The organism is Pseudomonas sp. RC10 (genome assembly GCF_038397775.1).
In the GTDB taxonomy this organism is placed as follows: Bacteria; Pseudomonadota; Gammaproteobacteria; order Pseudomonadales; family Pseudomonadaceae; genus Aquipseudomonas; species Aquipseudomonas bambusae.
In genome coordinates, this window is sequence record NZ_CP151650.1 from 3662339 (window position 1) to 3677198 (window position 14860).

Sequence of the window (14860 nt, forward strand, 5' to 3'; positions counted from 1 at the left end):
CCTTACTCGATCTCGGTTGGCAGAGGACGCGGCAGGTCATCGCCGTCCGATCCTTCGAGCCAATCGACCTTGGCCATCTTGCGCACCACGACGAATTCGTCGCGGTTGCAACCAACCGTGCCGTAATAGTTGAAACCGTAGGCCTGCTGCGCATAGCCGCCGATCATGTGGGTCGGTTTGAGCACCACGCGGGTGACCGAGTTGTGGTGGCCGCCCCGGGTCTTGGTAGTCTCGGAGCCGGGCACATTCACGATGCGTTCCTGGGCGTGGTACATCATCACCATGCCCTCCTTGACCCGCTGGCTGACCACGGCACGGGCGGTCAGCGCACCGTTGGCGTTGAAGCACTCGACCCAGTCGTTGTCTTCGATGCTCGCGCGTTTCGCGTCGACCTCGGACAGCCAGATGATCGGGCCGCCGCGACTCAGGGTGAGCATCAACAGGTTGTCGCTGTACGTGCTGTGGATGCCCCATTTCTGGTGCGGGGTGATCCAGTTCAGGACGATTTCGGTCTGCCCGTTGCTGTGTTTGCCCTTCACGCCTGCGATGGTCCGGGTGTCGACTGGCGGCCGGTAGCTCATCAATTGCTCACCGAACGCCTGCATCCACGGGTGATCCTGATAGAACTGCTGGCGCCCGGTGATCGTCCGCCACGGAATGTTCTCGTGAACGTTGGTGTAGCCCGCGTTGTAGCTGACATGCTCGTCTTCCAGACCCGACCAGGTAGGGCTTGAAATGATCTTGCGCGGCTGCGCCTGAATGTCCCGGAACCGGATCGCTTCGTGGGCCTTGGGCAAGGCAAGGTGGCTATGGTCGATGCCGGTAAACTTCGACAGTGCCGCCCATGCCTTGACCGCCACATGGCCGTTGGTTTCCGGCGCCAGGGACAAGATCACTTCTGCGGCGTCGATGGCGGTTTCGATCTTCGGACGATCGTGACTGATGCCCTCGTCGGTGCTGCGGTAGTTCAACTCGCCGAGGAATTTCACCTCCTCTTCTGTGTTCCAGTTGATGCCCTTGCCGCCGTTGCCGAGCTTCTCCAGCAGCGGCCCCAGTGAGGTGAACTGCTTGTAGATGTTGGGGTAGTTGCGCTCCACCACTTGCAGGTTCGGGGCGTTCTTGCCGGGCACCGGTGGGACGCCTGCGGTTTTCCAGTCCGTGCCACCGAACGGCTGCGCCAGTTCACCGACACTGTCGTGCAGCAAGGGCACGCTGACCAGATCCTGTTCGACGCCCAGATGCCCTTCGGCCATGGACGAAAAAGCCTTGGCGATGCCCTTGTAGATCTCCCAGTCCGAACGAGACTCCCAAGCCGGGTCGATGGCAGCGGACAGCGGATGAATGAAGGGGTGCATGTCCGAGGTGTTCATGTCGTCCTTCTCGTACCAGGTCGCCGTCGGCAGCACGATGTCGGAATACACGCAGGTCGAGGACATGCGGAAATCCAGGGTGGTAACCAAGTCGAGCTTGCCGATGGCGCCCTCATCCACCCACTCGGCCTCTGTCGGCTTGCACGCACCGACCTGGCCGATGTCCTCGTTCAACACGCCGTTTCGGGTGCCCAGCAGGTACTTGAGCATGTACTCATGCCCCTTGCCGGACGACCCGAGCAGGTTCGAGCGCCAGATGAACATATTGCGCGGGAAGTTGACCGGATTGTCTGGCTGTTCGCAGGCGAAACGGATCGAGCCGTCCTGCCACGCCTTGACCATGTAGTCCTTGGGCGGCATCCCGGCAGCAGCGGCGTCCCGGCAGATGTTCAGCGGATTGGTGTTGAATTGCGGCGCGCTCGGCAGCCAGCCCGCACGTTCGGCGCGGATGTTGTAATCCAGCGCGTGCTCGGGGAATTCGCGTTTGTCGGCGAGGGGCGAGAGTACGTCGTGCATGCTCATCTTCTCGTGCCGCCACTGCGAGCTGTGGCCGTAGAAGAAGCTGGTGCCATTCATCTGGCGGGGTGGACGGCTCCAGTCCAGACCGAACGCCAGCGGCAGCCAGCCGCACTGAGGACGCAGCTTTTCCTGGCCGACGTAATGCGCCCAGCCGCCCCCGGTCTGACCCACGCAACCGCAAAGCATGAGCATGTTGATCAGCCCGCGGTAGTTCATGTCCATGTGGTACCAGTGGTTCATTGCCGCGCCGACGATGATCATCGAGCGGCCACGGGTCTTGTCGGCGTTGTCGGCGAACTCCCGGGCGATCTGGATCGCTTTTTCACGGCTGACGCCGGTGATTCGCTCCTGCCAGGCCGGTGTGCCCGGCACGTTCGCATCGTCATAGGAGCGCGCGACATTGGCACCGCCCAGGCCTCGATCGATGGCCAGGTTGGCCGCAGAGAGGTCGAACACCGTGGCCACTTTGACTTGCCGCCCGTCCGCCAGAATCAGGTTGCGCACCGGCACCCGGCGGTATTGCACTGCCTCACCGGCCACGTGCTGGAAGTGGTCGTGGGCCTGTCCCCCGAAGTAAGGGAAAGCGACCTCGGCCACGTCACCGCCAATCTGGCTCAGGGTCAGATCGACATCGCGCCCGGCCCCGCCTTCACGGGACAAGATGTTCCACTTGCCCTGCTCGCCCCAGCGATAACCGATCGAACCCTGTGGCGACACCAGTTCGCCGTCCGCATCGAGGGCAATGGTTTTCCATTCCGGGTTGTTCTCCTGACCCAGGTTGCCGGCCAGGTCCGAAGCCCGCAGAAAACGGTCGGGCTGATAGCCATTGCCAGGCGCGACCCCCAGCATCGGCTTGAGCAGCACCAATACGGGTAAATCCGTGTAGCGTTTGGCGTACTCAGTGAAATACGCACTGGGCCGGTCCAGATGAAACTCTTTGAAGATCACATGATTGAAGGCCTGGGCCAGCGCAGCATCGGTGCCTTGCTTGGGGTTGAGCCACAGGTCAGTGAGCTTGGCGACTTCGGAGTAATCCGGGGTGATCGCCACCGTCTTGGTGCCCTTGTAACGCACCTCCGTGAAGAAGTGCGCGTCCGGCGTGCGGGTCTGCGGGACGTTCGAACCCCAGGCGATGATGTAATTGGAGTTGTACCAGTCGGCGGACTCCGGCACGTCAGTCTGCTCGCCCCAGACCATGGGCGAAGCCGGTGGCAGATCGCAGTACCAATCGTAGAAACTCAGACAGGTCCCGCCGATCAACGACAGGTAACGGGCACCGGCAGCGTAGCTGACCATGGACATGGCCGGGATCGGGGAAAACCCCACCACCCGGTCCGGCCCAAATTGCTTGACGGTGTAGACGTTGGCCGCGGCAATGATCTCGTTGACCTCGTCCCACGTCGAACGGATGAAGCCGCCCATGCCGCGTTTGCTCTTATACGACTCGGCCTTGCTCTTGTCCTCGACGATGCTCGCCCATGCTTCCACCGGTGCGAGGGTCTGCCGCGCTTCACGCCACAGCTTGAGCAGCGGCTTGCGGATTTTCGGGTACTTCAGCCGGTTGGCGCTGTAGATGTACCAGCTGTAACTGGCACCTCGCGGACAGCCGCGCGGTTCGTGGTTGGGCAGGTCGTTGCGCGTGCGCGGGTAGTCGGTTTGCTGGGTTTCCCAGGTGATCAGGCCGTTCTTCACGTAGATTTTCCACGAGCAGGAACCGGTGCAATTCACGCCGTGAGTCGAGCGCACGATCTTGTCGTACTGCCAGCGGGACCGATAGACGTTTTCCCAGTCGCGGGACTCTTTGCGCGTCTCTCCGTGACCGTCGGAAAACTCGTTTTGCTTGCGGTTGAAGTACCGCAATTGATCGAGCAGATGGCTCATGATGCTGTCCTCTCAGGCTTGCAGTGGGGTTCTGTGCCCCATACACACAACGGTTGGGTTAGGGTCATGTCAGCACGGGGTTTGCGCGCCCTTGCGGGCGTACCACCACCAGGTCACGACGATGCAACTCAGGTAAAAACCGATGAACATGTAGAAGGCCATCGCCGGGCTGCCGGTCATGGCCATCGAGCTGCCAAAACTCTTGGGAATGAAGAACGCGCCGAAGGCCCCCATGGCCGAGCTGAAACCCAGCACCGCAGCAGACTCCTTGCCCGCATCCTTGATGGCCTGCTCCCGGGCTTTAAGATCCTGACCCTCGCTGGCCCGCTCGTGCAGGGTGCGGAAGATCACGGGAATCATGCGAAAGGTGGAACCGTTGCCGATGCCGGTGGTGAAAAACAGCAGCATGAACATCGCCAGGAAACCGTAAAAATGGCCGCTGTCGCCCTGTTCGGGAATGAAATGCAGTACACCGAACACCATCACGATCATCAGCACGAAGTTCCATAAGGTGACCCGCGCGCCGCCCAGTTGGTCGGCCAGCCACCCACCCAGCGGACGCACCAGCGCACCCACGAGAGGACCGAGAAAGGCGAAGGCCAGGGCGTTGACGTCCGGGAATGCCGTCTTGATCAGCATCGGAAATGCTGCGGAAAAACCAATGAATGAGCCAAAAGTCGCCAGGTACAACCAGCACATCAGCCAGTTGTGCTTGCGCTTGAAAATGACCGCCTGCTCGCTGAACGACGCCTTCGCGCTGGACAGGTCGTTCATGCCAAACCAGGCGAGCAGCGTGACCACGGCAATGAATGGCACCCAGACCCAGCCCGCGTTTTGCAGCCACAGACGGCTGCCATCCGTCAGGGTTTGCGGCTGACCGCCCCAGATGCCGAACACGCCCAGGGTGATCACCAGGGGCACGGCGAACTGCATGACCGAGACCCCGAGATTGCCCAGGCCTGCGTTCAGCCCCAGCGCGGTGCCCTGCTGTGCCTTGGGGTAGAAAAAGCTGATGTTGGACATGCTGGAGGCGAAATTGCCGCCGCCGAAACCACACAGCAGTGCAATGATCACGAACACCTCGTAGGGCGTATTCGGGTCCTGGACCGCATAGCCCATCCACACCGTCGGCAGCAGCAACGACGCGGTGCTGAGCGCTGTCCAGCGACGGCCACCCAACACCGGCACCATGAACGAGTAGAAGACCCGCAACGTCGCACCCGACAAACCGGGCAACGCCGCCAGCCAGAACAGTTGATCCGTGCTGAAGGCGAAGCCGATTGCATTGAGGCGCACGATTACCGTGCTCCAGACCATCCACACTGCGAAGGCCAGCAGCAGCGCGGGAATCGAAATCCACAGGTTGCGCGTCGCGATCTTTTTACCCTTGTGCTCCCAGAACGCAGGGTCTTCGGGGCGCCAATCGTGTATGACCGGGCCGACGTCTGGTTGTTTATGAACCGACATGGTTGTCTCCTTGAGCAATGCTGGAAAACGGATTCGGGGTCGCCGGCGGCTGCTTGCCGAGCAGCGGGCGTTTGCGGATTTCGCTGAAGTACATCCAGATGAGGGACACCCAGACCACGCCATACATGAGCATGAAGGCCGAGGAGCGCACGCCGGTCAGGTCCACCAGGGCACCGAACAGGATGGGGAGGACAAAGCCCCCCAGTCCGCCCGCGAGCCCGACGATGCCGGACACTGCGCCCATGTTGTCGGGGTAGTCGTTGGCGATGTATTTGAAGACCGAGGCTTTGCCGAAGGCGAACGCGATGCCGATGATGAACAGCAGTGCAGTGAACAGCGCGGGGTTGAGGCCGATGTGCAGGTTCATCGGACCGTTCAGGGTCTGGATCTGCAGTTGCGTTTGCGGGTAGGACAACAGGAAGAGGCAGACCCAGCTGACCCACAGCACCCACCACGTCACGCTCTGGGCGCCCCAGCGGTCCGACATCCAACCACCGACCGCCCGTAGCACACCGCCGGGCAGCGAGAAGCAGGCCGCCAGCAACGCCGCGCTTTGCAGGCTGAAGCCGTATTCGCCGACGTAGTACTGGGTCATCCACAACGCCAGGGCGACGTAGCCGCCGAAGACGATCGAGTAGTACTGGCAGTAACGCCACACGGCCGGGTCTTTCAAGGCTTGAAGCTGCTCGCGCAGGTTGGCCCCTTGCGCGCTGCGATGCGTCTTGTCATCGGCGCTGAACCACCAGAACAGCAGCGCTGTGATGAACAGCATGGCGCTGAACACTTGCGGGACGAGTTGCCAGCTGCCTGCGGCGATGAGCGCCGGGGCGAGAAACTTGGTCACGGCCGAGCCTGCGTTCCCCGCACCGAAGACGCCCATGGCGAAGCCCTGATTGTCTTTGTCGAACCATTTGGCGACGTACGCGATGCCAACCGAGAACGAACCACCGGCCAGGCCGACGAACAGGCCCAACACCAGAAATTGCCAATAAGCCGTGGCGTGACTGATCAGGTACAGCGGCAAGACGCAGACCAGCATCAGCAGAAAGAAAACGCTTCGCCCTCCGAAACGGTCCGCCAACAGACCGAGGGGCAAGCGCACCAGCGAACCGGTCAATACCGGCGTGGCCGCCAGCAGACCGAACTGGGTTTCGTTGAGGTCGAGCAGTTCCTTGATGGGAACGCCGAGTACCGCAAACATCATCCAGATCATGAAACAGATGGTGAATGCCAGCGTACTCATCCCCAGCACGACGCCCTGTCGTACATGCAGTGGGTTCATCCCTATGTCTCCCGTCATAAACCGTGAGCGGCAGACTAGAGAGACGAACCCAACCAAAACATGACTTCGATCAATGAAGCCAAGACACCTTCAGGACTATGATCCGGCCGCCTACCTCCAAAGAGGTAGCGCCCGTGAACCTCTAAACCCTATGTTTATCGGTGTTTAACCGTGTCATCCCGATGGATTTGGGCGGTCACCGACAGGGTGAGACTCTTTAGAGGTAGATCGCCAAGGAGCGGCAGTTCCATCTGCTTCCATTCAGTGTAGACCCCCATGAAATTTTTATACGACCTCGTTCAAGGTCGGCTGCAATGACCCGGTGGCTGCGCAGTTCCCTGCCCGCCCGTGCGGGCCTGGCCGTGATTTTGATCACCGTGTTGGCCCTGGCGAGTTCAATGAGCGCCGGCCTGATCGCCTGGTTCAGCCAAGGGGACGCGGCCGCCATCAATACGGCGGGTTCGGTGCGCATGGAAACCTACCGGTTGAGCTGGAAACTGGCGTCGGGGGCCGAACCTGACACCCTCGCAGACATCCGCCGAAGCCTCGAACAACGGCTCAACAGTCAGGCGCTCAAGGCCGTGCTGGCAGACGGCAAGGAAACGGAACTGAATGCCAGCTACCGTCGGCTCCAGTCGTATTGGCGAGACCTCCTGTCTCCGGCTCTAACCCGTAGCGACGCGACGGTGTTCCACGCCAGCGCCGAGGCGTTCGTCGAACAGCTGAACCAGTTCGTGTGCCAGCTGCAACGCCATAGCGAGCAGAAACAGGCCTGGCAACAGATGATTCAGGGCGCGGCGCTGTTCATCACGCTGTTCATTCTTCTGGTGGGGCTCTATGAACTGCAAAACGGCGTGATCGGCCCGTTGCAGGAACTGGTGGAGGTCACGCAGCGCTTTGGCGGTGGCGAACTCCACGCGCGGGTCAACTATCGGTCCGAGGACGAGCTTGGCCAACTGGCGACCCGCTTCAATGCCATGGCCGAGACCATCGAGCAGTCCCACCGGCATCTGGAAACCGAAGTCCGGCAGAAAACCCTGAACTTGCAGCACACCAACGCCGCCCTGGAGCTGCTGTACCAAAGCAGCCACAGCCTGGCGACCCGGCTGGCGAACGCCGAGATGCTGGACGAGTTGATTCGCGAATTCCAGCAACGGCTGCCGGGCCTGCGCCTGTCACTGTGCCTGCAAGGCCCGTCACAGGCCCCGGCCGGGCAGCGACTCGCGCTTCAGGGGACCGAGCATCCGGTCGTCTGCCTCAGCAGCGCGTGCGCGACCTGCGAGCGTCATCCGCACCCTTACAGCGTCAGTCATCAGGGCCAGGTGATGGGCGAACTCAAGGCACATTTCCTCGACGGACATGTACCTTTCCCGTGGGAAACCCGGCTGATCGAGGCGCTGGCGCACCTCATCGGCACCTCCCTGTCCCTCAGGCACCAGCGCGAACAGGAGCATCGCCTGTTGCTGCTGGAGGAGCGCGCGATCATCGCCCGTGAGCTGCATGATTCACTGGCCCAGGCGCTGTCGTACATGAAACTGCAAGTCAGCCGTTTGCAGACACTGATGCGTCGAGGCGAGACCGTCGCGACGCTGGACGCTGTCACCGTCGAACTGCGCGACGGGGTGAACAATGCCTACCGCCAGTTGCGCGAATTACTGACGACCTTTCGCCTCCAGCTTCACGATGCGGGGTTGGCGCACGGCTTGCGAGAGACCGCCCGGGAGTTTGGCGAACGCGCCGAATTCCCGGTGCACCTGCACGTTGATGACCTGGCATTCGAGCTGTCTGCCTGCGAACAGATTCACCTGCTGCAAATCACCCGAGAGGCGCTCTCGAACTGCTTGCGTCACGCCCATCCGCAGACGGTCTGGCTGGCGTTGCGCCAGTCAGGCGAGACCGTGCGGTTGACGATCGAAGACGACGGCAAGGGCTTCGTCGGAGGCCACGATCCCCGGGAGCACCATGGCCTGAACATCATGGACGAGCGCGCCCGCAGCTTGCACGGACAACTGCGTATCCTGCTCCGCGAGCCCCGCGGGACGAGGGTTCAGATCGAGTTTCAACCGGAGTTTCTCCGCCACCACACTCAAGGTACGGTTCCATGAACACACGCCCCCCTTGCAGCATCCTGCTGGTCGACGACCACCCCATGATGCGTCGCGGCATTCGCCAGATGCTGGAACTCGAAGACGACTTCACGGTTGTCGGCGAAGCCAGCGATGGTGAAGAAGCGCTGGCGATGATCGGCCCTTTGCAGCCGGACCTGGTGCTGCTGGACAACAACATGCCCCGCATGAACGGCATCGAGACCTTGCGGCATCTGCGCCATCGCGCGTTCGGAGGCAAGGTGCTGCTGTTCACGGTTTCGGACGCCGAGGACGACATTCGTGATGCCTTGCGCCTTGACGCTGACGGCTACCTGCTCAAGGACATGGAGCCGGAGTTATTGAACCACTACATCCGCGACGCCATGAACGGTGCACTGGTGGTCAGCCCCGACCTGACGCGGGTGATGGCCCAGGCGCTGCGCTCCCCCCAGCGCAACCCTGACGTGGCGCTGACCGAACGGGAGCGCCAAGTATTGAAAGTCATCGCGGGCGGTCACAGCAACAAGGTGATCGGGCGCAAGCTGGGCATCACCGAAGGCACGGTCAAGGTCCACGTGAAAAATCTCCTGCACAAGCTGGGCCTGCGTTCTCGCGTGGAAGCCGCCGTCTGGGCCATGGCGCATTTACGCGAACATGAACACTGATGTCGTCACTGCATGAGGTCCGCAAACGACAGAAACCCTATGTTGTCGTGCTGATGCACTTGGCGGTCGCGCTCCACAATCGCTAACCCGTCCGCCCAGCAGGCGGGCGCCAACATCGCCGACCCCTGCTGCGGGTGCAGTTCCACGCGGGGTTGCCCCCCTTCCTGTGACACCAGCCGCGCCCGCAGGTACTGGCGACGGCGGTTAGGTTGCAACCACTCGAATCCGGCGGGCAACGCAACCGGACGGGGTATCACGTCACGCGCCCCCTGAGCCCTCAGCAGAAACGGTCGCACCACCACCAGCGCCGTGATCAACGCGGCGGCGGGATTGCCTGGCACACCGATCCACGGTTTTCCGGCCACGTCTCCGAACGCCAAGGGTTTGCCGGGCTGGATGGCGAGCCGCCACAGGTCAACGCGGCCCACGCTGGCAATCGCGTGCTTGAGGTGATCCTCCTCGCCGACCGAGACGCCGCCAGACGTAAGCAACAGGTCGCATTCCGAGACGGCCAGACTCAAGGCGTGACGACTGGCGGCCAAGTCGTCGGCCATGACGCCATAGTCCTGGACCTCCACGCCCCATCCCTGCAACAGCGCCGACAGGCAATGGCGATTGGCGTTGTAAATCTGCCCCGGCATCAAGGTTTCGCCAGGGGCGCGCAATTCGTCACCGCTGCTCAACAGGCACACGCGCAGCGGGCGGTAGACCTCAACCGATGCCATCCCTGCTGCCGCCAGCAAGCCCAGCTCCTGCGCCCGCAGACGCGTGCCCCGCTCCAGCAATCGATCACCCTCGCGCACTTCTTCCCCCGCTTTGCGCACGTGATCGCCCCGACGAGTCGCCGGGAGCCACACCCGATCACCGTCTACCCGGCACAGCTCTTGGGGCACCACGGCATCGGCACCGGCTGGCAGAGGTGCGCCGGTAAAAATCCGCACCGCCTGCCCAGCCAGTAAAGGTGGCGTAGCCCCCTGCCCTGCAGCAATTCTTCCTGCCAGGATCAAACTGCCCCCAGCCGCCGGAACGTCCGCCGCGCGCAGGGCGAAACCATCCATGGCGCTGTTGTCCCATGCGGGTAAATCCCGGGGCGCGCGGACGTCCGCAGCCAGCACCCGACCCAGTGCTTGCGCAAGGGGAATGGTCTGCTGCGCAGGTGGTGGCGGCGCCTGTTGCAATAGATGACGGATGGCCTGGTCGACCGGAATCAACGACCCGCTGTCGCACAGGGAAGCACTCATGGGCGCACCCCGCAGGGATCGACCACCGTGCCGGCCGGTGATGCCAGCGGTTTGAGGTGCGGCACGAAATTGCAAGGCGCGGTGCGGCTGTCCAGCTGTTCGCGCAGGATCTGGTCCCACGCGGTCCGACAGGCCCCTGGCGAGCCCGGCACGCAGCAAATCAGCACCCCATTGCTCATACCTGCCAAGGCCCGGGACTGGAGGCTGGACATGCCGATCTCCGCCAGCGAAATGTGGCGAAACAACTCGCCAAACCCGGTGACTTCCCGGTCCAGCAAGGGCAAGACCGCTTGGGGCGTGTTATCGCGCGGGGTCAACCCGGTGCCCCCGGTGGTCAACACCACTTGCACGGCAGGGTCGGCGATCCAGACGGAAAGCGCGGCGCGTATCTGGTAGACATCATCTCTGACCCATTGACGGTCGATCAGCCTGTGTCCCGCCGTTTGGACCCGCTCGCACAGGGTCCGCCCCGAGCTGTCAGTGTCAAACGTGCGGGTGTCGCTGATGGTTAACACCGCGATGTTCAGTGAATGAAACGAGCATTGCGCCAGGTGGCCCATGTGCGGCCCCTCCCGTGGATGTGGAATACGCCGGAGCCTGAACCTAATCCCTTGCTGCGCCCATTCCTCCGAGGAGGTACGCCAAACGGCAGGGTTAGCGACACATGGACAACCCGCCGCGCCTACGCAAGAATCGCCGCATTCTGAAAGAAGGCCGTTTCCATGTCCGACAGTCCGCAAACCCGCAATTCCGGTTCCTCCATCACCCGTGCGCTCGACATCATCGAGGCAGTGGTTCAGGCCGACCATGCGCTATCGCCCGCCGACCTCTCCCACCTGCTGGACATTCCCAAACCGAGCGTGCACCGGCTGCTCCAGCAGATGCAGGGCGAAGGGTATTTGCAGACGAACATGCGCGGCGGCATCGTGCCCAATGACCGGTTGCACAAGATCGCCGTGGGGGTGATTTACGCCAGTCGCTACAAGGCGCAACGCCAGGCGATCCTGCGCCACCTGTGTGACACCCTCGACGAGACCTGCGGCATCGCGCTCCCCGATGGCATCGACATGGTGTATTACGACCGGGTGCAAAGCAGCTGGCCGTTGCAGATGTACCTTCCGGTAGGGGCTCATACGCCCATGTGGTGCACGGCGAGCGGGAAGCTCTACCTCAGCAGTTTCAACAAGACGCGGCGCACCCAGATCATCGACAACCTGGCGCTCCGGCGGATGGCGAGCAACACCCTGACCGACCCGGTCGAGCTTGAAATCGAACTCAAACGCGTGCGGCAGATGGACATTGGCATCGACAACGAGGAATTCGTCGATGGCATGGTCGCCATTGCGGTCCCCGTCAGAGACAGCGATGGCCGATTGATCGCCTGCCTGTTCGCGCATGCCCCGACAATCCGCAAAAGCCTCGATGAACTGATGACGTTCGAGCCCGCCATGCGCCGCGCCGCCGAGCAACTACGCATTCTGGTGGAAGAACCCACGGAGCTGGACTGACCGCGTTTTCTCAACCGCACCGCCCCAAGGGCGCCGACTGACGGCGCTCTTTTTTTTGCACCTCTATCGACATTAAATCGCTATAGCGATACATTTCGTTCCGGAATAAGACAATAACAACTATTTCCTGAGGTGTGATATGTCTGTACCCGTCATCCTGCCTCGCATCATGGAGGTCGGAGCTGATGCCAGCGCGCGACTGCCTGATGTGTTGGGTTTCCTGAATTGCAGCCGCCCGCTGATCGTGACCGATAAAACCATGGTCAAACTGGGCCAGGCGCAACGCCTCCACGAGATTCTTGAAGCCAAGGGCATCAAGAGCGAAGTCTTCGATGACACCGTTCCTGAGCCCACCGCTGCCTCTATTCAAGCCGGCGTGGACAAGCTGCGCAGCGGCGACTTCGATGCCATCGTCGCCCTCGGCGGCGGCAGCCCCATCGACAGCGCCAAGGCCATGGCGATCCTTGCCCGCTACGGCGGCGTCATTCGCGACTACCGTTTCCCCCGCCAGGTCAATGAAGCCGGACTCCCCCTGATTGCGATCCCCACGACAGCGGGCACGGGTTCGGAAGTCACGCGGTTCACCATCATCACCGACGAGACCACCGACGAAAAACTGCTGTGTGCGGGCATCGGCTTCATGCCGGTCGCCGCCCTGATCGACTACAAACTGACCCTCAGCCTCCCGGCGCGCACCACCGCCGACACGGGCATCGATGCGATCACCCACGCCATCGAGGCTTATGTTTCGCGCAAGGCCAACCCTTACAGCGACAGCCAGGCACTGGCCGCGCTGGCCTATCTGGGCCCGAATCTGCTGACGGCCTGTCAGGACGGCAAGAACGAAAGCGCCCGCGAAGCGATGATGATCGGCGCGACCTTGGCCGGCATCGCGTTTTCTGCCGCCTCGGTGGCAGTAGTGCATGGCATGAGTCGCCCGATTGGCGCCTTCTTCCACGTGCCTCACGGCCTGTCCAACGCGATGTTGCTGCCCTCCCTGACCGCGTGGTCGCTGAGCGCCGCGCCCGGTCGCTATGCGCAGTGCGCCAAGGCGTTGGGCGTCGCCGACTCCCACGATGACGACGCGACGGCGGGCCAGAAACTCATCGCGTTTCTCACGCGGGTGAACGCTGAGTTGTCGGTGCCGACGCTGGCGGACTTTGGCGTAGAGCGCGCGCGCTTCAATGAAGTCGTCAACACCATGGCCGAGCAGGCGCTGGCCTCGGGTTCACCGGGCAACAACCCGCGCGTGCCGACGGTCCCGGAAATGGTCGAGCTGTATCACGCCCTGTGGGACTGACCTCCCTGCCTCTCCCACCTTATTTGATAGACGGAGCACATTCATGAGCGTTATCGGACACTGGATCAACGGCGAAACGACCACCCCTGATGGCCGCACCCAAGCGGTCTTCAACCCCGCCACCGGCGAGAGCAACACGCAAGTGGCACTGGCCAGCACCGTCACCGTGCAGGCGGCCATCGCCGCCGCCGAAGAGGCGTTTCCCGCGTGGCGCGACACTCCGCCCGCCAAACGTGCGCGGGTCATGTTTCGCTTCAAGGAATTGCTGGAGCAGAACGCGAATAAAATCTGCGAACTGATCGGCCAGGAACACGGCAAGATCAGTCATGACGCCGCGGGCGAATTGCAGCGCGGGATCGAGAACGTCGAGTACGCCTGCGGTGCGCCGGAGCTGCTGAAAGGCGAGCACAGCCGTAACGTCGGCCCGAACATCGACTCTTGGAGCGAGTTCCAGCCACTGGGCGTGGTGGCAGGCGTGACTCCGTTCAACTTCCCGGTGATGGTGCCGTTGTGGATGCTGCCGATGGCCATCGTCTGCGGCAACACCTTTGTCCTGAAACCCTCCGAACGCGACCCGAGCAGCACCCTCTACATCGCGCAATTGCTCCACGAAGCCGGCCTGCCAGCGGGTGTGTTGAACGTGGTCAACGGCGACAAGGAAGCCGTGGACGCCCTGCTGTTCGACCCTCGCGTGAAGGCCGTCAGCTTTGTCGGTTCGACGCCGATCGCCGAGTACATCTACCGCACCGCCACTTCCCAGGGCAAACGCTGCCAGGCGCTGGGCGGCGCGAAAAACCACGCCATCGTCATGCCCGACGCGGACCTCGATAACGCAGTCAATTCGTTGCTGGGCGCCGCGTTTGGCTCGTCCGGCGAGCGTTGCATGGCGCTGTCGGTGGCCGTTGCCGTGGGCGATGCCGTGGCGGACGCGCTGATCGGCAAACTCACCGAAGCGATGCAAGGGCTGAAATTCGGTGTCCACACCGACGCCAGCAACGACTTCGGCCCGCTGATCACCGCCGCCCACCGCGACAAGGTCGTGGGCTTCATCGACAGCGCCGAGTCTCAGGGTGCGCGAATCGTCGTCGATGGCCGTAACGCCCGCGTGGCGGGTCATGAAGACGGTTTCTTCGTCGGCGCGACGCTGATCGATGCGGTCAACGCCGACATGGACAGCTACAAGGCCGAGATTTTTGGCCCGGTGCTGCAGGTCATCCGCGTGGCGACCATGGACGAGGCCATGAAGCTGATCAACGACCACGAATATGGTAACGGCACCTGCATCTACACCCGCGACGGTGAAGCGGCGCGGTACTTCAGTGACCGGATTCAAGTGGGCATGGTAGGGATCAACATCCCGCTGCCCGTCCCCGTTGCCTCCCACAGTTTCGGTGGCTGGAAACGCTCGCTGTTCGGTGATTTGCATGCGTATGGCCCGGACGGTGTGCGCTTCTACACCAAACGTAAAACGATCACTCAGCGCTGGCCATCGGCGAACGTGCGCGAGGGCGCCGAATTCTCGATGCCGACCATGAAATGA

At 62.3% G+C, this 14860-nt stretch carries 10 protein-coding genes; 5 read left to right on the forward strand and 5 right to left on the reverse strand.

Features of this window, described 5'->3' with window-relative positions; all coding sequences use genetic code 11:
• Positions 1-2 precede the first annotated feature (2 nt).
• The 3 genes from AAEO81_RS16850 to AAEO81_RS16860 form a co-directional block, all read right to left on the reverse strand.
• Positions 3-3770: a nitrate reductase subunit alpha gene (locus AAEO81_RS16850; RefSeq protein ID WP_341957989.1), complete on the reverse strand. Its 3768-nt coding sequence runs from the start codon at positions 3768-3770 to the stop codon at positions 3-5.
• Between the two features lie 69 nt (positions 3771-3839).
• Positions 3840-5237 (reverse strand): NarK family nitrate/nitrite MFS transporter, encoded by a 1398-nt coding sequence (locus AAEO81_RS16855; RefSeq protein ID WP_341957991.1) that lies wholly within the window; start codon positions 5235-5237, stop codon positions 3840-3842.
• A complete protein-coding gene (locus AAEO81_RS16860) occupies positions 5224-6519 on the reverse strand; it encodes a nitrate/nitrite transporter (protein WP_341957994.1) in 1296 nt (431 codons plus the stop codon). The genes AAEO81_RS16855 and AAEO81_RS16860 overlap by 14 nt, the downstream gene beginning before the upstream one ends.
• A gap of 314 nt (positions 6520-6833) precedes the next feature.
• Here AAEO81_RS16860 and AAEO81_RS16865 point away from each other — a divergent pair, with 314 nt between their 5' ends.
• The gene (locus AAEO81_RS16865; protein ID WP_341957995.1) at positions 6834-8624 is read left to right on the forward strand and encodes a histidine kinase; all 1791 of its coding nucleotides are present in this window, start codon (positions 6834-6836) and stop codon (positions 8622-8624) included.
• Entirely contained in the window at positions 8621-9271 is a 651-nt protein-coding gene (gene narL / locus AAEO81_RS16870; RefSeq protein ID WP_341957997.1) for a two-component system response regulator NarL, read from the forward strand. Before AAEO81_RS16865 ends, narL begins: the two co-directional genes overlap by 4 nt.
• A 5-nt stretch (positions 9272-9276) precedes the next feature.
• On the opposite strand, the gene glp is transcribed toward narL, so the two are convergent.
• Positions 9277-10512, reverse strand: coding sequence for a gephyrin-like molybdotransferase Glp (glp, locus tag AAEO81_RS16875; protein ID WP_341957999.1), 1236 nt, complete (start codon positions 10510-10512; stop codon positions 9277-9279).
• On the reverse strand, positions 10509-11072 hold the full coding sequence (gene moaB, locus AAEO81_RS16880; RefSeq protein ID WP_341958000.1) for a molybdenum cofactor biosynthesis protein B: 564 nt from the start codon (positions 11070-11072) through the stop codon (positions 10509-10511). The genes glp and moaB overlap by 4 nt, the downstream gene beginning before the upstream one ends.
• A 162-nt stretch (positions 11073-11234) precedes the next feature.
• On the opposite strand from moaB, the gene AAEO81_RS16885 reads away from it, so the two are divergent.
• The 3 genes from AAEO81_RS16885 to AAEO81_RS16895 all read left to right on the forward strand — a co-directional run bounded on the left by AAEO81_RS16885 (position 11235) and on the right by AAEO81_RS16895 (position 14860).
• Positions 11235-12020, forward strand: coding sequence for an IclR family transcriptional regulator (locus AAEO81_RS16885; RefSeq protein WP_166594550.1), 786 nt, complete (start codon positions 11235-11237; stop codon positions 12018-12020).
• A gap of 139 nt (positions 12021-12159) precedes the next feature.
• Positions 12160-13320: an iron-containing alcohol dehydrogenase gene (locus AAEO81_RS16890; RefSeq protein WP_341958001.1), complete on the forward strand. Its 1161-nt coding sequence runs from the start codon at positions 12160-12162 to the stop codon at positions 13318-13320.
• 43 nt (positions 13321-13363) lie between these two features.
• Positions 13364-14860 (forward strand): CoA-acylating methylmalonate-semialdehyde dehydrogenase, encoded by a 1497-nt coding sequence (locus AAEO81_RS16895; protein WP_341958003.1) that lies wholly within the window; start codon positions 13364-13366, stop codon positions 14858-14860.